Source organism: Nocardia sp. NPDC058176 (assembly GCF_042883805.1).
GTDB lineage: Bacteria > Actinomycetota > Actinomycetes > Mycobacteriales > Mycobacteriaceae > Nocardia.
The window spans coordinates 139,900-158,478 of sequence record NZ_JBHVVA010000001.1; the positions used below are offsets into that span (position 1 = coordinate 139,900).

The 18,579-nt window shown below is 70.9% G+C and carries 18 protein-coding genes; 13 read left to right on the forward strand and 5 right to left on the reverse strand.

The annotated features are described in order from the left end of the window. The first annotated feature begins 132 nt into the window (after positions 1-132). A complete protein-coding gene (locus ACFVVM_RS00570) occupies positions 133-1,476 on the forward strand; it encodes a M16 family metallopeptidase (RefSeq protein WP_387611402.1) in 1,344 nt (447 codons plus the stop codon). Positions 1,477-1,483: 7 nt separating this feature from the next. Here the strand turns inward: ACFVVM_RS00570 and ACFVVM_RS00575 are convergent, their stop codons facing one another. Next, a complete protein-coding gene (locus tag ACFVVM_RS00575) occupies positions 1,484-1,822 on the reverse strand; it encodes an ArsR/SmtB family transcription factor (protein ID WP_387611404.1) in 339 nt (112 codons plus the stop codon). Positions 1,823-1,915: 93 nt separating this feature from the next. Between ACFVVM_RS00575 and ACFVVM_RS00580 the strand changes: the two genes are divergently transcribed. Continuing rightward, positions 1,916-3,127: an MFS transporter gene (locus ACFVVM_RS00580; protein WP_387611406.1), complete on the forward strand. Its 1,212-nt coding sequence runs from the start codon at positions 1,916-1,918 to the stop codon at positions 3,125-3,127. 54 nt (positions 3,128-3,181) lie between these two features. Here ACFVVM_RS00580 and ACFVVM_RS00585 read toward each other — a convergent pair whose 3' ends face one another. Then, a complete protein-coding gene (locus ACFVVM_RS00585; RefSeq protein WP_387616677.1) occupies positions 3,182-3,577 on the reverse strand; it encodes a VOC family protein in 396 nt (131 codons plus the stop codon). 134 nt (positions 3,578-3,711) lie between these two features. On the opposite strand from ACFVVM_RS00585, the gene ACFVVM_RS00590 reads away from it, so the two are divergent. From ACFVVM_RS00590 to ACFVVM_RS00625, 8 genes are all read left to right on the forward strand, one after another. After that, positions 3,712-4,818, forward strand: a complete 1,107-nt coding sequence (locus ACFVVM_RS00590) for an alcohol dehydrogenase catalytic domain-containing protein (RefSeq protein ID WP_387611408.1) — start codon at positions 3,712-3,714, stop codon at positions 4,816-4,818. 70 nt (positions 4,819-4,888) lie between these two features. Beyond that, positions 4,889-5,635: a 4-hydroxy-tetrahydrodipicolinate reductase gene (gene dapB, locus ACFVVM_RS00595; RefSeq protein ID WP_387611411.1), complete on the forward strand. Its 747-nt coding sequence runs from the start codon at positions 4,889-4,891 to the stop codon at positions 5,633-5,635. Further along, complete coding sequence (locus tag ACFVVM_RS00600) at positions 5,632-6,126, forward strand: hypothetical protein (RefSeq protein ID WP_387611413.1); 495 nt, start codon at positions 5,632-5,634, stop codon at positions 6,124-6,126. The genes dapB and ACFVVM_RS00600 overlap by 4 nt, the downstream gene beginning before the upstream one ends. A gap of 4 nt (positions 6,127-6,130) precedes the next feature. Next, a complete protein-coding gene (locus ACFVVM_RS00605) occupies positions 6,131-6,583 on the forward strand; it encodes a flavodoxin family protein (protein WP_387611416.1) in 453 nt (150 codons plus the stop codon). Between the two features lie 115 nt (positions 6,584-6,698). After that, positions 6,699-7,376, forward strand: a complete 678-nt coding sequence (locus ACFVVM_RS00610; RefSeq protein WP_387611419.1) for a response regulator — start codon at positions 6,699-6,701, stop codon at positions 7,374-7,376. Further along, positions 7,373-8,593 carry a sensor histidine kinase gene (locus tag ACFVVM_RS00615; RefSeq protein ID WP_387611422.1) on the forward strand — a complete coding sequence of 407 codons (1,221 nt, stop codon included), beginning with the start codon at positions 7,373-7,375 and terminating at the stop codon, positions 8,591-8,593. Before ACFVVM_RS00610 ends, ACFVVM_RS00615 begins: the two co-directional genes overlap by 4 nt. After that, a complete protein-coding gene (locus ACFVVM_RS00620; protein ID WP_387611425.1) occupies positions 8,583-9,611 on the forward strand; it encodes a hypothetical protein in 1,029 nt (342 codons plus the stop codon). The genes ACFVVM_RS00615 and ACFVVM_RS00620 overlap by 11 nt, the downstream gene beginning before the upstream one ends. Positions 9,612-9,651: 40 nt before the next feature. Then, complete coding sequence (locus ACFVVM_RS00625) at positions 9,652-10,851, forward strand: winged helix-turn-helix domain-containing protein (RefSeq protein WP_387611427.1); 1,200 nt, start codon at positions 9,652-9,654, stop codon at positions 10,849-10,851. Positions 10,852-10,855: 4 nt separating this feature from the next. On the opposite strand, the gene ACFVVM_RS00630 is transcribed toward ACFVVM_RS00625, so the two are convergent. Next, positions 10,856-11,302 (reverse strand): hypothetical protein, encoded by a 447-nt coding sequence (locus tag ACFVVM_RS00630; protein ID WP_387611430.1) that lies wholly within the window; start codon positions 11,300-11,302, stop codon positions 10,856-10,858. A 114-nt stretch (positions 11,303-11,416) separates the two neighbouring features. Between ACFVVM_RS00630 and dapA the strand changes: the two genes are divergently transcribed. Beyond that, positions 11,417-12,325: a 4-hydroxy-tetrahydrodipicolinate synthase gene (gene dapA, locus ACFVVM_RS00635; RefSeq protein WP_387611433.1), complete on the forward strand. Its 909-nt coding sequence runs from the start codon at positions 11,417-11,419 to the stop codon at positions 12,323-12,325. Then, positions 12,322-14,385 carry a ribonuclease J gene (locus ACFVVM_RS00640; RefSeq protein WP_387611436.1) on the forward strand — a complete coding sequence of 688 codons (2,064 nt, stop codon included), beginning with the start codon at positions 12,322-12,324 and terminating at the stop codon, positions 14,383-14,385. The genes dapA and ACFVVM_RS00640 overlap by 4 nt, the downstream gene beginning before the upstream one ends. 69 nt (positions 14,386-14,454) lie before the next feature. On the opposite strand, the gene ACFVVM_RS00645 is transcribed toward ACFVVM_RS00640, so the two are convergent. Further along, positions 14,455-15,003, reverse strand: coding sequence for a hypothetical protein (locus ACFVVM_RS00645; RefSeq protein WP_387611438.1), 549 nt, complete (start codon positions 15,001-15,003; stop codon positions 14,455-14,457). Positions 15,004-15,060: 57 nt separating this feature from the next. Then, positions 15,061-15,447, reverse strand: coding sequence for a DUF4189 domain-containing protein (locus ACFVVM_RS00650; protein WP_387611441.1), 387 nt, complete (start codon positions 15,445-15,447; stop codon positions 15,061-15,063). A gap of 297 nt (positions 15,448-15,744) precedes the next feature. On the opposite strand from ACFVVM_RS00650, the gene ACFVVM_RS00655 reads away from it, so the two are divergent. Beyond that, the gene (locus ACFVVM_RS00655) at positions 15,745-18,309 is read left to right on the forward strand and encodes a DNA translocase FtsK (RefSeq protein ID WP_387611444.1); all 2,565 of its coding nucleotides are present in this window, start codon (positions 15,745-15,747) and stop codon (positions 18,307-18,309) included. Positions 18,310-18,579 lie beyond the last annotated feature (270 nt).

Here is an 18,579-nt window from a genome sequence, read left to right on the forward strand (position 1 = left end):
CGATGGGCGCATAGAATCGCGGAGCCGGCCTTCGTGCCCGCTGCCTGCTCACGAGGCATCCACGCACGTCGCCGGTTCCCGTGTCGAGAGGTTGAGAACGCCCATGTCAGTACAGCCGTCCGGTGGGGTCGGGTGACGAAGCCACAGTTGACCGAATCCAGTACAGCCGCTGAGGACGTCTCCACCGTCGGTGGTGTGCGCCGCACCGTGCTGCCCGGCGGCCTGCGCGTGGTCACCGAACACGTGCCCGGCGTGCGTTCCGCCTCGATCGGCGTCTGGGTCGGCGTCGGCTCCCGCGACGAGGGCCGCACCGTGGCGGGCGCGGCGCACTTCCTGGAACACCTGCTGTTCAAGGCGACCCCGGCGCACACCGCCCTCGACATCGCCCAGGCCATGGACGCGGTCGGCGGCGAACTCAACGCCTTCACCGCCAAGGAACAGACCTGCTACTACGCCCACGTCATCGACGAGGACCTGCCGCTGGCGGTGGAACTGGTCTCCGACGTGGTGCTCAACGGGCTGTGCCGGTCGGTCGATGTCGACGTCGAGCGCCAGGTGGTGCTCGAGGAGATCGCCATGCGCGACGACGACCCCGAAGACCTGGTCGCCGACTCGTTCCTCACCGCCATGTTCGGCGACCACCCCATCGGCCGCCCGGTGATCGGCACCGTCGAATCCATCGAGGACATGCGCGCCGCCCAGCTGCGCGGATTCCACCAGCGCCGCTACCGTCCCGAGCGGATGGTGGTGGCCGTGGCGGGCAATGTCGACCACGAACGCACCGTCGAGCTGGTGCACCGCGCGTTCGCCGCGCACCTCGACCCCGCCGCCGAACCGGCCCCGCGCCGCGAGGGCGTCTTCCGCGCCAAGGCCGCGCCCGGCCTGGTCCGGATCAATCGCGACGGCGAACAGACCCACCTCGCCTTCGGCGTGCGCGCCTTCGGCAGGCACGAGGGACAGCAGCGCTGGCCGCTGTCGGTGCTCAACACCATCGTCGGCGGCGGCCTGAGTTCGCGGCTGTTCCAACGGATCCGGGAAGAACGCGGACTGGCGTACTCGGTGTACTCGAGCGTGGACACCTTCGCCGACACCGGCGCGTTCTCGGTGTACCTCGGCTGCCAGCCCGAGAACCTCGCCCAGGTCGCGGCTTTGGCGCGCGGGGTGCTCGACGACGTCGCCGCGAACGGGGTCACCGACGCCGAATGCGCCAGGGCGAAGGGATCATTGCGCGGTGGGCTGGTGCTCGGGCTCGAGGACTCGGCATCGCGGATGAACCGGATCGGGCGCAGCGAGCTCAGCTACGGCAACCATCGCAGCGTCTCGGCCACCCTGGCCCGGATCGACGCCGTCACCACCGACGAGGTCAGCGAGATCGCGCGCACGCTGCTCGCGCGCCCGTTCGGTGCGTGCGTGGCCGGTCCGTATCAGCGCACTCGCGACCTGCCCGCCTCGGTGCGCAAACTCGTCGAGTCCTGAGCCGGGCCTAGCCAGGGTCGGTCGCCGCGCGATTGGCGGCCTCGACGATCGCGGGCAGCAGGCCGGGGACCGCGTCCTCGACCGCGTCGCGGCGCAGGCGCTGGCAGGTCTGGCCGTCGATGGTCAGGCGCTCGATCACGCCCGCCTCACGCAGGATCTTGAAGTGGTGGGTCGCGGTGGATTTGTTGATCGCGTCGTAGAGGGCCGCACACCGCACCGGCGTGCCCGCGTTGCTGAGGCGCCGGACCATCTCGAGCCGGACGGGGTCGTGCAGCGCACCCAGGACAGCGGGGAGTCCGGCGACGGGTATGGTCGGCGCCACGGGAAGATCTTTAGCCTGGGTCATGATCTACCTCACTCAGGGGTTTGATAGCCATCATACTCGGCGGTAGTCTCGGGCAAGTTCGATGGTGATCAAACTCTGGTGATAGGGGCTGCGATGGCGGCGACAACGATGGCGCCGGTCGAATCCGGTCAGCGCTGGGCCTACGGACTCGTGCTCGCGGCGAGCGCGGTGGCGCTGGGCGTCTCGGGGGCGCCCGCGCCGCTCTACGGCATCTACGAGACCGAATGGCACCTGTCGCCGCTCACCACGACCGCTGTCTTCGCCGTGTACGCGGTCGCCGCGCTGGGCGCGGTGCTGGTCTCGGGGCGGCTCTCCGATGTGGTCGGCCGCAAGCCGGTGATGGTCGGTGCCTTCGCCACCATGATCGCCGGCCTGATCGTGTTCCTGCTCGCCGATTCGGTCCCCATGCTGCTGCTCGCGCGAGCGCTGCACGGCGCGGCGGTCGGCGCCACGGTGGTCGCGGGCGCGGCCGCTCTGCTGGATCTGCGTCCCGCGCGCGGCGCCCGCTCCGGGCAGCTCACCGGGGTGGCGTTCAACGTCGGCATCGCGATCACCGTCCTCGGCACGGCCGTGCTCGCGCAGTACGCGCCGTGGCCGCTGCGCACGCCGTATGTGGTGATCGCGGTGGTGTGCCTGATCGCGGGGGCCGGCATTCTCGCGCTGCGCGAACCGCACACCGCCCGGGCGAAGGGGCGCATCACCATCGCGAAACCGGCCGTGCCGCAGGAGATCAGGGCCGATTTCTGGTTCTCGGCGATCGGCGTGATGTCGGCCTGGTCGGTGCTGGGCGTGCTGCTGTCGCTGTATCCGTCGCTGGCCGCCGCGGAGACCGGCGTGCACAACCTCGTCTTCGGCGGTGTGGTGGTCGCGAGCACCGCGCTCGCCGGGGCGCTGGCGCAGCTGTTCGCCACCGACATCCCGGCGCGCCGGGCCGCCATCATCGGTGATCTCGGGATGGCCGCCGCGCTGCTGGCCACCGTGCCCGCGCTGGCCACCAAGCAGCCCGTCGTGGTGCTGATCGCCGGTCTGGTGCTCGGTGCCACCTTCGGACTCGGGTTCGGTGGTTCGCTGCGGCACCTGTCGGAGGTCGTGCCGCCGCATCGCCGGGGCGAGACCATGTCGGCCTACTACCTGCTGGCCTACTCGGCGCTGGCCCTGCCGACCCTGGCCGCGGGCTGGGCGGCGACGACCTGGGGGATCGCGACGGTGTTTCCGTGGTTCATCGTGATCGTCGCGGTGGCGTGCGTGTCGGCCGCGGCGATCGGGATGTGGGGGAGCCGGGCCGCCACGAAACCAGCGGCCTGACGCCGACATCGGCCGGTCCGCACGCACAGTGCGGACCGGCCGATGCGGTGGTGACTACTCCGGCCAGCCGCCGTACGGGACGGTGATCAGCTCCAGGTAATGACCGTTGGGGTCGAGGAAATAGACTCCGCGACCGCCGTCGTGGTGATTGATCGCGTTGGCCTCGTGCTGCCGGGGATCAGCCCAATGGTCCAGCTTGTAGCGCTGGATCTTGGCGTAGGCCGCGTCGAACTCGGCCTCGGAGACGAGGAACGCGTAGTGCTGTGGCTGGATGTCGGAAATGTGGGGCGGAACCGTCGCGAAGTCGAAGACGGCACCGTGGGCGAGGGGGATCGGAATGAACGGTCCCGACTCTGCTCCTATGTCCAACCCGAGGATGTCCGCCCAGAACTCGACGGTCTCGCGCTTGTCGTGACATCCGACAACGGTGTGATTGAACTGCACTGACAGGGGATTTCTCCTTGTTCGTGATGGCACCGACCCTGGGCTCGGTACGAGGCGGCCAACAGGAGCACCATCACCGCGATCGACGTTAGCGCCGCAACCGCGGTCGTGCAACGGTCGCTCGCGGTAGCGTCGCGCCCATGAGGATTCGTGGAGCCGTCCTGGAACGCGTCGCCGATCCGGCGCCGTTCGCCGATTCGCAGCCGATCACCGTGTGCGATCTCGACCTGGCCGAGCCGGGACCGGGGGAACTGCTGGTCCGGATCGAAGCGGCGGGGCTGTGCCATTCGGATCTGTCGGTGGTCGACGGCAATCGGGTGCGCCCGGTGCCGATGCTGCTCGGCCACGAGGCCGCGGGCATCGTCGAATCGGTCGGTGACGGAGTGACCGATGTGGCGACGGGACAGCGGGTCGTGATGACCTTCCTGCCGCGCTGTGGCGAGTGCGCGGGCTGCGCGAGCAACGGCCGCACCCCGTGTGGTCCGGGCAGTGTGGCCAACAATGCCGGTGAACTGCTCGGCGGCGGGCGGCGACTGCGCCGTGACGGCGCCGAAGTGCACCACCACCTGGGTGTTTCGGGCTTCGCCACCCATGCCGTGGTCGACCGGCGCTCGGTCGTCCCGGTAGACCACGACGTGCCGCCCGAGGTGGCCGCGGTGCTCGGCTGCGCGGTGCTCACCGGTGGCGGCGCCCTGCTCAACGCGGCGAAACCCGGTGCGGGCGACCGGATCATGGTGATCGGGCTCGGCGGGGTCGGGATGGCGGCAGTGCTCGTCGCGGTCTCGCTCGGTCTCGGCGAGGTCATCGCGGTCGACACCGTGGGCGACAAACTCGCGCTGGCCCGCCAATTCGGCGCCACCGCGGCGTTCACCCCGGGCGAGATCGCCGAGCAGGGCGTGCAGGCCGATGTGGTGGTCGAGGCGGCAGGCAACGCGCGCGCCTTCGAAACCGCCGTCGCGGCAACGGCTCCCGGTGGCGTCACGGTGACGGTCGGGCTGCCCGCACCCACCGCCACCGCCACCATCTCCCCGCTGGCGCTGGTCGCCCAGGGGCGCACCATCATCGGCAGCTATCTCGGATCCGCGGTGCCCGCCCGCGACATCCCCGAATACGTGCGGCGGTGGCGGGCGGGCGAGCTGCCGCTGGAACGGCTCGTCTCGGCGCGGATCGGCCTCGATCAGGTGAACGAGGCGATGGACGACCTCGCCGCGGGCGCGGCGCTGCGCCAGGTGATCGTGTTCGACTGACCTCGCCGCCGGGGCGTGCGCCGCTGCTCGATAGGCTGAGGACAAGCGGAATCGAGACGAGGAGATACGGGTGACCATTCGGGTCGGAGTGCTCGGCGCACGCGGCAAGGTCGGGCAGGCGATCTGCGCGGCCGTGGAGGCGGCGGCCGATCTGGAGCTGGTCGCGCAGGTCGACAAGGACGACGCGCTGACGGTGTTCACCGAAACCGGCACACAGGTCGTCGTCGACTTCACCCACCCGGATGTGGTGATGGGGAATCTGAAGTTCCTGGTGGAGAACGGGATCCACGCGGTCGTCGGCACCACCGGCTTCGACGAGACACGCCTGGACGAGGTCCGCGGCCGGCTCGCGCAGCGGCCCGAGGTGGGCGTGCTGATCGCGCCGAACTTCGCCATCGGCGCGGTGTTGTCGATGCGCTTCGCCGAGCAGGCGGCGCGGTTCTTCGAATCGGTCGAGGTCATCGAGCTGCACCACCCGAACAAGGCCGACGCGCCCTCGGGCACCGCGTACCGCACCGCCGCGCTGATCGCGGCCGCGCGCGCCGAGGCCGGTGTCGGTGCGAGCCCCGATGCCACCACCACCGAGCTCGAGGGCGCCCGCGGCGCCGACGTCGACGGTGTGCGGGTGCATTCGGTGCGCCTGGCCGGGCTCGTCGCGCATCAGGAGGTGCTGTTCGGCACCCAGGGCGAGACGCTGACCATCCGGCACGACTCCATCGACCGCAACTCCTTCGCCCCCGGCGTGCTGCTCGGCGTGCGCGAGATCGCCGGCCGCCCCGGCCTGACCGTCGGCCTCGACCCGTTCCTGGATCTGTGAGCCCCGCCGCCGCACGACCCGACCGCCAGGTCGTGACGATCGTCGCGTTCGTCGCCTTCCTGGTCCTGGCGCTGGTCTTCTACTTCGTGCGCCTGGGCAGTGTGGCCATCGCCTTCATCGCCGACGGCGAGTTCGCCGGGATCGCGATGGGCGTCGGCATGCTGCTGCTGCCGGTCGTCGGCGTGTGGATCGTCTGGGCGACGCTGCGCGCGGCCTTCGACCACCAGCGCCTGGCCCGGCGCATCCACGACGAGGGCCTCGAGGTCGACACCTCCGAGCTCCCGCGCCGACCCTCGGGCCGGATCGAACGCGACGCGGCCGACGCCCTGTTCGCCGAGATCAAGACCGAGTGGGAAGCCGACCCGGACAACTGGCGCAGCTCCTACCGGCTGGCCCGCGCCTACGACTACGCGGGCGACCGCACCCGCGCCCGCGAGACCATGCGCCGCGCGGTCGCCCTGGAAAAGCTGGACCGCGACCCCGGAGAGTAGGCCCATGGCCCGGTTGCTGATCATCCACCACACCCCCTCACCGCACACCCAGGCGATGTTCGAAGCGATCCTGGCCGGCGCGAGCGACCCCGAGATCGAGGGCGTGGAGGTGGTCCGCCGGGCCGCGTTGGCCGTCACGGCCGTCGACGTCCTCGACGCCGACGGCTACCTGCTCGGCACCCCCGCCAACCTCGGCTACATGAGCGGCGCGCTCAAGCACGCCTTCGACACGATCTACTACCCGTGCCTGGACTCGACCAGGGGTCGGCCGTTCGGGCTCTACGTCCACGGCAACGAGGGCACCGAGGGCGCCGAGGCGAGCGTGGAGCGGATCACCACCGGGCTGGGCTGGCAGCGCGCGGCCGCCGCGGTGGTGGTCTCCGGGCCGCCGACGAAGGCCGATCTGGAGCAATGCTGGGAGCTCGGGGCCAGTGTCGCCGCAGGTCTGATGGGGTAGTGGGCGCAGGCCCCGAATTCTGGTGGGCTGACACACGGGCGTCCGATGCGGTAGAACTCGACACCGACGGGTTGCGGGCTGGCCGCGGTGGGTGTTCGAGGACGGGGAGTGGGTCGTGAGCGACGAAGTGACGCGAACACAGGCGGTGCGGCGGATCGGGCTGGTGGAGGACCACGAGTCCGTGGCGATCGGGCTGGCCGCCATGCTCGGACCCGAACCCGATCTGGATCTGGTCGCGACCGCGGAATCGGTCGCCGGGCTGCTCGCCCAGGCCGCCGACCTCGATCTCGTCGTGCTCGATCTGCGCCTGCCCGACGGTTCCAGCCCCGAGGACAACGTCACCGCGCTGCGCGAACGCGGGATCGAGGTGCTCGTGTTCACCGGCGCCGACAATGCCTTCCTGGTGCGCTCGGCGGCCAAAGCGGGGGTGCTCGGGGTGCTGCGCAAATCCGAGAGCGTGGCGACGGTGGTCGAGGCGGTGCGCCGGGCCGCCTCGGGCGAGCAGGTGGTCACCACCGACTGGGCCGCCGCCATCGACGGCGATCCGCAGCTGTCCGATGTGGGCCTGAGCCCGCGTCAGGAGGAGGTGCTGATGCTGTACGCCTCGGGGGAGAAGGCCTCGCGCGTCGCCCGCCTGACCGGCCTGTCCGAGCAGACCGTCAACGACTACCTGGGCCGGATCCGGCAGAAGTACGCCGACGCCGGGCGCCCCGCCCCCACCAAGACCGATCTGTACAAGCGGGCCGTCGAGGACGGGTGGCTGCCCGTGCCGGAACGGCAGCAGCGCACGTGAGCGGTGTCGCGGTCGCGTCGGCGCCCGCGCTCGTCGGGGACACCGAACTGGCCCGCGCGGCCAACGATCAGATCCTGCGCAGGCTCGGCATCGTCATCGGGATCGGCGCGATGCTGGTCATGGCGCTGGAACTGCCCGCGATCCTGGTCCAGCCCGACGACCCGACGATGTGGCCCGAAGTGCACCTGATGGCCGCCTACGCGCTGTTCGCCCCACTGGCGATCGTGTCGGCGCGCGGTCCGGTCGCCGCGATCGGCCGGGTCGCCGCGGCGGCCGCGCTCTGCTACTTCGCGGCGACGCTGGCGACCCCGCTGGTGTATTCGGTGGTCCATGTCGGTTCGTTCGCGTCCTGGCCGTATCGCGGGCTCGCCCTCGGCGTGCTGGCCGCCGGGCTGGCCTGGCCGCGCGGGATCGCGGCGGGGTTCGCGGTCGTGCTCGCGGTGGCGACCAGTGTGTCGAATGCCCTTGTGGTCCCGGACAGTTCGGTGTGGACGGCCGTCGGTGACATCACCCGGGCACTCGGCGTGGCCGCGCTGTTCCTGTGGTGCGTCGTCTACGCGCGGTCCTCGGCCGAACGGGTCGACCGCGAGGCCGTCCGGCAGCGCAGCCGGGCCGCGACCGTCGCGGCGACGGCGGCGCGCGAGCACGAGTCGGCCCGGTTCGCCGCGCTCATCCACGACGGTGTGCTCTCGACCCTGCTGGAGGCCTCGCGTGCCGAGCGGTCGTCGCCGGTGCTGCGCGAACAGGCCGCGCGCACCCTCGACCAGCTCGAACACTCGCGCAGCGCACCCGAACTCGACCATTTCGACGCCGTGGCCGCGGTGGAGTTCCTGCGCGACGCGGTGCGCGAGGTGGGACCCGACATCCCCGTGCAGGTGTCCTCGCGCAGCGGTGCCGACCTGTGCATGCCGATCGAGGCCGCCCAGGTACTCGGCGCCGCCCTCGCCGAGGCCGTGCGCAACAGCCTGCGCCACGCCGACCTGCCCACCCGGCGGGCCGCCCGCGGGGTGTCGGTGACCGTCGCCACCGGCGGGATCCGGGTGGTGCTCTCCGATGACGGCGCCGGGTTCGACCCCGCCCGGGTACCGGCCGACCGGATGGGCATCGCGGGCAGCATCCTTGGCCGGATGCGCGCCCTGGCAGGCGGCGCGGCGTTCGTGGAATCGGCGCCGGGCGCGGGCACCGTCGTGACCTTGGTGTGGGCCAGTGACGGCTGAGCGCGATCTTCCGCTGGGCATGCGCGACCTGTTCGGACTCAGCGACGGCATGGCCTGGCTGTTCGTGGTGATCTTCGAAGCCACCATCGTCATGTACATGCGGGTGAACTTCGATGTCGCGCCGCCGGCGCTGGCCTTCGTCGCGCTGGTGCTGATGGCCGTGGCCGCACTGGTGGTGCTGGTGTTCCCGGTGGACCCCCTGCCCTGGCCCGCCACGGTCTACGTGGCCGGTGCCGGTCCGGTGGCGGTGGCGCTGACCGCGCCGTGGGTCGAGAACCCCACCAGCTTCGCCCATCAGCTGTGGACGGCGTATCCCACGTCGTATCTGCTGTCGATGCTGGTGCTGCGCGGCCGGATCGGGTCGGCCTGGTGCGGGGTGGCCGCCGCGGCGACGGTGCTGGTCACCATGGGCGCGTTCACCACCTGGCATCCCGAGACCGTGGTCCGGGCGCTGACCCCGGTCGCCACGGTCGGCGCGGTCACGGTGTTCATGGCGATCGTGCGACCCACCCAGCGGTCCCTGCGTGAGCTGCGCAGCCAGGCCAATCGTCGCGCGGCCACCGAGGCGGCGCTGGCCGCGGCCACCGCCGAACGCGACCGGCAGCTGACCCGCCTCGACCGGGTGGCCCGCCCGGTGCTGGCCCGCATCGCCGAGGGCGCCCAGCTCACCGACGCCGAACGCGAGCAGTGCCGATTGCTCGAAGCCGAACTGCGCGACGGGTTGCGCGCGCCCGACCTGGTCACCGAGCGGCTCAGCACCGCCGCCCGCGGCGCGCGAGCACGCGGGGTGGAGGTGACCCTGCTCGATGACGGCGGCTTCCTCGGCGTGCCGGAATGGGTGCGCCACCACGTGATCGACGCCGCCGTCGGCGAACTCGACACGGCCGAGGCGGGCACGGTCACCGTGCGGGTGCTGCCGGTGGGCAGGCGCTGGGTGGCGACCGTGCTGGCCGCGGCGCCGACCGGGGACCGGCGCACCGAGATCGACACCGCGGGCGCCGTGCACGTCTCCACCTGAGCCGGGATTTCTTGTCGGACCCCTGTGCGAGGCTGAGCCGATGCAGCGGATGAATGCGGCGGCGGCCCGGCGGACCGCGCTGGCCGCCCAGGGTTTCGGCAAGCGCAGACCGGCCAAGCCGAATCGGCGGGCAGTGCTCGATGTGGTCGCGAGAACCCGTCTGCTGCAACTGGATTCGGTCTCGGCGGTGGTGCGCGCGCACTACGCGCCGGTGTTCAGCCGGATCGGCGCATACGACCGCACCCTGCTCGAGGCCGCGGCCTGGAGCGACAGTTCACGGGCCCGGCGCGGGCTGGTCGAGTACTGGGCGCACGAGGCGGCGCTGATCCCGGTCGCGGACTGGCCGCTGATGCGCTGGCGGATGGCCGAGTACCGGCACGGGCGCTGGTCGGGGATGCGCAAGGTCGTGGAGCGGAATCCCACCCTGGGCAAGGACATCCTCGACGTGGTCACCGAGGTCGGCGCCGCGAGCGCCGGGGAGATCGAACGCCACCTCGAACTGGACAAGCCCCGTCCCAAGGGCACCTGGTGGAACCTCAGCGACACCAAGATGCTGTGCGAGCAGCTCTTCGCCGCGGGGGAACTGTCCACCGCGCGCCGGGTCGGGTTCACCCGCCACTACGACCTCACCGAGCGGGTCGTGCCCGCCGATGTGCGCGACCGCGAGATCGGCGAGGACGAGGCCGTGCGCGAGCTGCTGCGCCGCGCGAGCCGCGCGCTCGGCATCGCCACCGAGGCCGACCTACGCGACTACTATCGTCTGCAGCGCCGCCAGAGCGCCCCGGCGATCGCCGACTTGGTCGACGCGGGTGAGCTGGTGCCCGTCGACGTCGACGGCTGGGACGCGCCCGCCTACCTGCATCCCGAGGCGAGCACCCCGCGCCGGGTCAGCGGCGCCGCGCTGCTGTGCCCGTTCGACCCGCTGATCTTCTGCCGCCCCCGCATCCAGCGAATCTTCGACTTCCACTACCGGATCGAGATCTACACCCCCGAACCCAAACGGGTGCACGGCTATTACGTGTTCCCGTTCCTGCTCGACGGTCGCCTCGTCGGCCGGGTCGACCTGCGCGCCGAGCGCGGCAGCGGCAGGCTGCTCGCGCCCGGCGCCTTCGCCGAACCCGGTTACGCCACCGCCGAGACCGCGCACGCGCTGCGCGGTGCCCTGCGGGAGATGGCCGACTGGCTCGAACTCGACGAGGTGGTGATCGGCGAGCGCGGCGATCTCGCGCCGCTGCTGTGACCGGTCACCAGCCCTTGCCGCCCGGGCCGCGCATCTGATCGCGCAACGCGCCGGAGACGGCACCGGAGAGCCAGGAGTTCAGCGACTGCCCGTTCTGCGCCGCGGCCTCCTCGGCCTTGGACTTGAGTTGTTCGACCAGCCGCAGGGTCACCCGGCTGATGTCGCCGGTCATCTCCTCGAAGGTCGGTGGTTCCTCCGGGCCCGACGGCGTGTTCTTGCGCACGTCGGCCACCGCGTCGGTGCCGTCGAGCCGGATGTGCACGGTGCGGTCGCCGAGCTCGGTACTGATCTCGGCGGCCAGCTCCGACAGCGCCGAGAGCAGCACGAGTCGGCTCGAGCTCTCCACCGCCACGGCCAGGGCGGCGGCGGTGGCCTGCGTTTTCTCGTCGCCGAGGGCAGCGGCGGCGATCAGTTCCTCGCGCAGCCGCGCGGTGTGAGCGTTCAGATCCATGACATCATTGTGGCGTCATTTATGACATCACGCAAGGTGAAAGGCAGCCACCGGCAGCCGCTTCGGCCGCTAGGGTGTCGAGCGGGGTTCGGGGACCGGGTAGCCTTTCTGACCATGACGAACGGTGAATCGACGCCAACGGAGCTGCACGCGTCCGGCACGGTAGGTGTCGCGATGGTGACCCCCTTCAGCGCCGCGGGCAAGCTCGACGTCGATGCCGGTGTGGCACTGGCCGCGCGTCTGGTCGATCGCGGTGTCGATCTGCTCGCCATCTCCGGCACCACCGGCGAGTCGCCGACCACCACCGAGACCGAGAAGGCCGACCTGCTCCGTGCCGTCGTCGACGCCGTCGGTGACCGGGCCACCGTGATCGCGGGCGCCGGTACCTACGACACGGCGCACTCGCTCGAGCTGGCGCGCGCGGCCGAGAACGCGGGCGCGCACGGTCTGCTCGTGGTGACCCCGTACTACTCGCGACCCACGCAGGAGGGGCTGATCGCGCACTTCACCGCGGTCGCCGACGCCACCGCCCTGCCGGTCACGCTCTACGACATTCCACCGCGATCGGTGGTACCGATCGCGATCGACACGATCCGTCGCCTGGCCGAGCATCCCAACATCGTCGCGGTGAAGGATGCCAAGGGCGACCTGGTCTCGGGCGCCGACCTCATCGCCAGCACCGGGCTGGCGTTCTACTCCGGAGACGACGGGCTCAACGTGCCCTGGCTCTCGGTCGGCGCGACCGGATTCATCAGCGTCATCGGGCATCTGGTGCCCGAACGACTGCGCGAGATCCATCAGGCCTACACCACCGGTGACGTGGCAAAGGCCAGGGAGCTCAACGCGACACTGTTGCCGCTGTACGCGGCCATGACCCGCCTGGGAGGTGTGGCGATGTGCAAGGGAGGACTCCGATTGCTCGGCATCGACGTGGGTGAACCGCGGTTGCCCCAGCTGATGCCGACCGAGGCTCAGCTCGAAGAACTGGCGCTGGATCTGCAGGCCGCGGGGGTGTCCGCATGACCGAACCCGCCGCTCGCAAGCCCCGTCGTCGCGCGGCCTCCCGTGCCGCGGGTGCGCCCGAACCCACCCCGGTCGAGGCCCCGGTCGCGAAGAAGGCCGCGCTGCCGAAGGCCGCCGAACCCGCCGTCGCCGAACCGGTCGCCGAGATCGCCGCCGAGGCGACGCTGACCGTCGAGGCCGAGGCGGCCACCGAAGCGCAGACCGTCGCGCAGGAACGCACCGAGCCCAAGAAGGCCGGCGCGCGCCGGGCCAAGACCAAGCCCGCCGAACAGGCGGCCGCACCGCAGCAGAACCGTCGTGGCGGTGGCGGTAACGGCGGCCGTGGCAGGCAGGGCGGCCGTGGCCGCGGCGACGCGCAGGCCGAGCCGCGCGAGAAGGCCGCCCAGGACAAGCTCGGCGCCCCGCCGAAGCTGCCCAAGAACGGCCTGCGCGTGTTCGCCCTCGGTGGCATCGGCGAAATCGGTCGCAACATGACCGTTTTCGAGTACGGCGGCAAGCTGCTGATCGTCGACTGCGGTGTGCTCTTCCCCGAGGACCAGCAGCCCGGCGTCGACCTGATCCTGCCCGACTTCGGTCCGATCGAGAACCGGATGGACGACATCGTCGCCATCGTGCTCACCCACGGCCACGAGGACCACATCGGCGCCGTGCCGTTCCTGCTGCGCCTGCGCTCCGACATCCCGGTCATCGGCGCGAAGTTCACCCTCGCCCTGATCGCGGCGAAGGCGCGTGAGCACCGTCTGCAGCCCAAGCTGCGCGAGGTCGCCGAGGGCGAGACCACCGTGCACGGGCCGTTCGAGCTCGAGTACTTCGCGGTCAACCACTCGATTCCCGACGCGCTGGCCGTCGCCATCCGCACCCCCGCGGGCGTCGTGCTGCACACCGGTGACATCAAGCTCGACCAGCTGCCCCTGGACGGGCGCCTGACCGACCTGGCCGGGTTCTCCCGCCTCGGTGACGAGGGCGTCGACCTGTTCCTGGTCGACTCCACCAATGCCGAGGTCCCCGGCTTCGTCACCCCCGAGCGCGAGATCGGCGGCGTGCTCGACAATGTGATCGGCAAGGCGCGCAACCGCGTCATCGTGGCCTCCTTCGCCAGCCACGTGCACCGCATCCAGCAGGTCGTCGACGTGGCGCAGAAGTACAACCGCAAGGTCTGCTTCGTCGGCCGCTCGATGGTCCGCAACATGGAGATCGCGCAGGACCTGGGCTACCTGACGGTGCCCGACAATGTCGTGGTCACCCTCGATCAGGCCGCCAACCTGCCCGGCAACCGCCTGGTGCTGATCTCCACCGGTTCGCAGGGCGAGCCGCTCTCGGCGCTGTCGCGGATGGCGCGCGGTGAGCACCGGCAGATCAACATCCGCGCCGACGACCTGGTCGTGCTGGCCTCCTCGCTGATCCCCGGCAACGAGAACTCGGTGTTCGCCGTGGTCAACGGCCTGGCCCGGCTCGGCGCCACGGTCATCACCCAGCAGAACGCCAAGGTGCACGTCTCCGGGCACGCCTCGGCCGGTGAGCTGCTCTACCTCTACAACGCGGTGCGCCCGACCAACGCCATGCCGGTGCACGGCGAATGGCGGCACCTGCGCGCCAACGCCGCGCTCGCGGTGGCCACCGGCGTGCCCGAGGAGCGGGTGGTGCTGGCCGAGGACGGCGTGGTGGTCGACCTGGTCGACGGCATCGCCTCCATCGTCGGCCGGGTCCCGGTCGGGCACGTCTACGTCGACGGCCTCTCGGTCGGTGACGTCGGCGAGTCGACGCTGTCGGATCGCCTCGTCCTCGGTGAGGGCGGCTTCATCTCCATCACCGTCGTCATCGACGAGAGCACCGGCAAGGCCGTCAGCGCGCCCGAGATCAACGGGCGCGGCTTCTCCGACGACCGGACCGCGCTGCACGGCGCGAACGAACTGGTCGAGGCCGAGCTGCTGCGCCTGGCCGGTGAGGGCATCACCGACACCCACCGCATCGCCCAGGGCGTGCGCCGGGTGGTCGGGCGCTGGGTCGCCGACACCTATCGTCGTCGCCCGATGATCGTGCCGACGGTGATCGGCGTCTAGGGACGAAAACCACGAAACCGCCGGGTGACCTTGTCGCCCGGCGGTTTTCGTTGTGCGGTGCTGCCCGGATCAGGCCTGGCAGGCCGCGGAATCGAGCTTGGCCGACTTCACCACGTTGCACGCGAAGGTGTGCGAGACCTTCCAGTCGGTGTCCTCGGCGACGAAGTCGACGAAGGCGTCCTGCACCGGCTTGCCGTCGATGGTGACATCGGCGTCGGCCTTGAGCTTGCCCTCGGCGGGCTCGCCGACGCTGGTGATCGCGACAGTGACGTTGTTCTTCTTCGCCGCGTCGACGAACTTGTCGACCAGATCCGGATCCTTGTCGGCGTCCTGGATGTAGGTCAGCTTCTCCTCGTCGGTGAGCTGGCCGGCCAGCGCCTTGGTCAGGCGGGTGTTGAGCTCCTCGACGGTGGGCTTGGGCAGATCGGGTGCGGCGGTGGCGGGCGGCTCGTCGCCCTCCTCCTTGGCGCCCGCGCCCTTGCCCGACTCGAATTCGCTGGCGGGCGTGGTGGTGGTCGCGCCCTCGGCGGCGCTGTCGGTGGAACTGCACGCGGTCAGCCCGAGTGCGGCGACGGCCGCGACAACGGCGACCGCGGTCTTCAACGAACGGATGTTCACGAAACTCCCCTGGTGGTGTCCGCCGGGTGGATCCCCGGACGAATCCGATGAACCGACCTACAGCGAATAGCCGGAGGTGCACTTCCAGTGCTTGATGCTGGCGGCGCCCGGGTTGGCGTCGAGCGCGCTGCGCTTGGCCGCGCCGATGCTGGCACCGGAGCCGTAGCTCCACCAGCCGCGCGAGATCGCAATGGCGCCACAGCCGTTGCGCCACGACAGCTTGACCTCGCAGCCGCCCCCGCCCCCATTGGTCCGGCAGCTGTTGAGCGAGGCGCTCTCCGCTTCGGCGAAGCTGCCGTAGTTGGTGCTGATGGTGGAATGACCGGCACGCACCGATACCGAGATGGCGCCGTAGTAGTTACGCGCCTGCGCCTGCGCGGGTGTGACGTGCACGGCGAGTAGCGAACCGACGGTCGCCGTCAGCACCGCAGCGCTGGTGAGCATTCTCTTCACAGGATGATGTCCCCTTCATAGATACGGTCCACGACCCGATGGACCGGTCACAACGTACCGAGTCGGACACTTCGGGCGCCAGCGGTTGCGCGGCGGAACGGCCGAAATACAGGAGATCGGCAAGGATTCCGTAAGCCGCCGCGCGCGAAACGCGCCCCGGACGCGAGATTTCCCCGCGCTGACCGGGGCGCCGCGACCTGCGCGGCAGGGCCCGCTGACCGGCCGAACCGGGGTGGGACCAGTGTTGCGGATGGTCCGGACGGTGCTCGAGCGGCTAGCCTGATGGTCATGGCAGGTAAGTCCCGCAGCACCACGACCTCTCGTGCGCGGGCGGGATCGAGCGGGGGGCGCGCGCCCTCGGCGCGGTCTCGTTCGGCGACCCCGCGAGCGTCGTCGGCACCGCGCGGGCGCACCACGCCCGTTCGCAGGCCGGTCAAACGCGCCTCCAACACCGCCCCGCTGGCGGTGATCGGCCGGGGGATCGGCAGCGGCTGGACCATGCTGGCCCGCGGCCTCGGCGCCACCACGCGCACCCTGAGCCGGGCGGGCGAACTCGAACACGGGCACCGGCGCGACGGCATCGGTCTCGGGCTCATCGCCCTGAGCGCGATCATCGCCGCCGCGGTGTGGCTCTCGGCAGGCGGGCCGGTCGGGCGCTTCCTCGAAGACGTCGTGCGCGCGGTCGCCGGGTCGGCCGCCGCGCTGGCCCCGATCCTGTTCGTGGCCCTGGCGGTGGTGCTGATGCGCACCGAACCCCATCCCGAGATCCGGCCCCGGCTGGTCCTCGGCGGTCTGCTCGTGGTGCTGCCCGCCCTCGGTGTGTGGCATCTGGCGGCCGGTTCGCCCACCGACGCGCACGGGCGGTCAAGGGCTGCGGGCGCGCTCGGCTACGCGATCGGCGGACCGCTCGGGCAGGGACTGACCCCGTGGCTCGCGTTGCCGATCCTGTTGCTGGCCATCGTCTTCGGCATCCTGCTGCTCACCGGGACCACGGTGCGTGAGGTGCCGACCAGGCTGCGCGAGTACTTCGGCCTCGGCGAATACGCCGACGATGCCGACCCGTACGACCCGGCCAATTACGACGCCGACGGATTCCCGGTGCACCGCAACCGGACCCGGCGCCGCAGCCGCAATCCCGACGACAACTACCCGCCCGACGAGTTCGGCGGCTCCGACGCGATCACCGAATCCCTGGGTGAGCCGCCGCTGCGCGATGCCAAGCCGATCGTCGACGAGCCGCCCGCGCCGGCGCCCGCGGCCAAACCGGCGCGCAAGCGCCCGCCCGCCAAGGTCGTCGACGTCGTCGACCAGACCCCGCCCGCGCCGCCGGAACCGGAGTTCGTCACCGATCGGGTCGTCGACGGCGACTACACCCTGCCTCCGCTGACCCTGCTGCTCGACGGCGACCCGCCCAAGAAGCGTTCGGCCGCCAACGAATCGATGATCGAGGCGATCACCGAGGTGCTGGTGCAGTTCAAGATCGACGCCGCCGTCACCGGCTTCGTGCGCGGTCCGACGGTCACCCGCTACGAGGTGGAGCTCGGCCCCGGCGTGAAGGTCGAGAAGATCACCGCGCTCGCGCGCAACCTGGCCTACGCCGTCGCCACCGAGAACGTGCGCCTGCTCGCGCCCATCCCGGGCAAGTCGGCGGTCGGCATCGAGGTGCCCAACGCCGACCGCGAACTGGTGCGCCTGGCCGACGTGCTCAAGTCGCCGCACACCCGCAACGACCACCATCCGCTGGTGATCGGCCTTGGCAAGAACATCGAAGGCGAGTTCGTCTCGGCCAATCTGGCCAAGATGCCGCACCTGCTGGTGGCGGGTTCGACCGGCTCCGGTAAGTCCAGCTTCGTCAACTCGATGCTGATCTCGCTGCTGCACCGGGCCACCCCCGAGGAGGTCAGGATGATCCTGATCGACCCGAAGATGGTGGAACTCACGCCCTACGAAGGTATTCCGCACCTGATCACGCCCATCATCACCCAGCCCAAGAAGGCCGCCGCCGCGCTGGCCTGGCTGGTGGAGGAGATGGAACAGCGCTACCAGGACATGCAGGCCAACAAGGTGCGCCACATCGACGACTTCAACAAGAAGGTGAAGTCGGGCCAGATCACCGCTCCGCTGGGCAGTGAACGGGTCTACCGGCCCTACCCCTACATCCTGGCCATCGTCGACGAGCTCGCCGACCTGATGATGACCGCCCCGCGTGACGTCGAGGACGCGATCGTGCGGATCACCCAGAAGGCCCGCGCGGCGGGCATCCACCTGGTGCTGGCCACCCAGCGCCCCTCGGTGGACGTGGTGACCGGCCTGATCAAGACCAATGTGCCCTCGCGGCTGGCCTTCGCCACGTCCTCGCTCACCGACTCGCGCGTGATCCTCGATCAGCCGGGCGCGGAGAAGCTGATCGGCATGGGCGACGGGCTGTTCCTGCCGATGGGCGCGGGCAAGCCGACCCGCCTGCAGGGCGCGTTCATCTCCGACGAGGAGATCCAGGGGGTCGTCGAGTTCAGCAAGACCCAGGCCGAGCCCGAGTACCAGGAGGGCGTCACCGCCGCCAAGGCGGGCGAGGCCAAGGACGTCGATCCCGACATCGGCGACGACATGGACGTGCTGCTGCAGGCGGTGGAACTGGTGGTCACCTCGCAGTTCGGCTCGACCTCGATGCTGCAGCGCAAGCTGCGGGTGGGCTTCGCCAAGGCGGGCCGGTTGATGGACCTGATGGAGACGCGTGGCGTCGTCGGGCCCAGCGAGGGCTCCAAGGCGCGCGACGTGCTGATCAAGCCGGACGAACTGGACGGGTTGCTGTGGTCGATCCGGGGCGGGGAGCCGGGCGGAGCCGAGGACGAGTAGCGGGGTTTGCTCTGACCGTGCCGGGAGCAGGCGGCGACGAACGAGGAGGGACCTGGCAGGCTCGATGCGGCCGGGAACGTGGGAGTGCCGTCGCGGGGACGGCAGGGCCTGCGGTCAGGCCGGGGGAGTACCGGTCAGGAGTCGCCGCGGACGCGTGAACGGCGTTGCGGTGGACCGGCATTCGCGGGCAGCCGGTGCATCGGCGCCCGGCGCTGGTACTGCGCGGTGGGTTCGGTCACGGCTCGCTCCTCTCGCGGGTGCCGGTGGATT

What these genes read in the sequence shown, in the direction of transcription:
- ACFVVM_RS00575 (WP_387611404.1), bottom strand. Translation starts at nt 1,822, where the DNA reads ATGACCCAGGCTAAAGATCTTCCCGTGGCGCCGACCATACCCGTCGCC.
- ACFVVM_RS00580 (WP_387611406.1), top strand. Translation starts at nt 1,916, where the DNA reads ATGGCGGCGACAACGATGGCGCCGGTCGAATCCGGTCAGCGCTGGGCC.
- ACFVVM_RS00590 (WP_387611408.1), top strand. Translation starts at nt 3,712, where the DNA reads ATGAGGATTCGTGGAGCCGTCCTGGAACGCGTCGCCGATCCGGCGCCG.
- ACFVVM_RS00605 (WP_387611416.1), top strand. Translation starts at nt 6,131, where the DNA reads ATGGCCCGGTTGCTGATCATCCACCACACCCCCTCACCGCACACCCAG.
- ACFVVM_RS00625 (WP_387611427.1), top strand. Translation starts at nt 9,652, where the DNA reads ATGCAGCGGATGAATGCGGCGGCGGCCCGGCGGACCGCGCTGGCCGCC.
- ACFVVM_RS00630 (WP_387611430.1), bottom strand. Translation starts at nt 11,302, where the DNA reads ATGGATCTGAACGCTCACACCGCGCGGCTGCGCGAGGAACTGATCGCC.
- dapA (WP_387611433.1), top strand. Translation starts at nt 11,417, where the DNA reads ATGACGAACGGTGAATCGACGCCAACGGAGCTGCACGCGTCCGGCACG.
- ACFVVM_RS00640 (WP_387611436.1), top strand. Translation starts at nt 12,322, where the DNA reads ATGACCGAACCCGCCGCTCGCAAGCCCCGTCGTCGCGCGGCCTCCCGT.
- ACFVVM_RS00650 (WP_387611441.1), bottom strand. Translation starts at nt 15,447, where the DNA reads ATGCTCACCAGCGCTGCGGTGCTGACGGCGACCGTCGGTTCGCTACTC.
- ACFVVM_RS00655 (WP_387611444.1), top strand. Translation starts at nt 15,745, where the DNA reads ATGGCAGGTAAGTCCCGCAGCACCACGACCTCTCGTGCGCGGGCGGGA.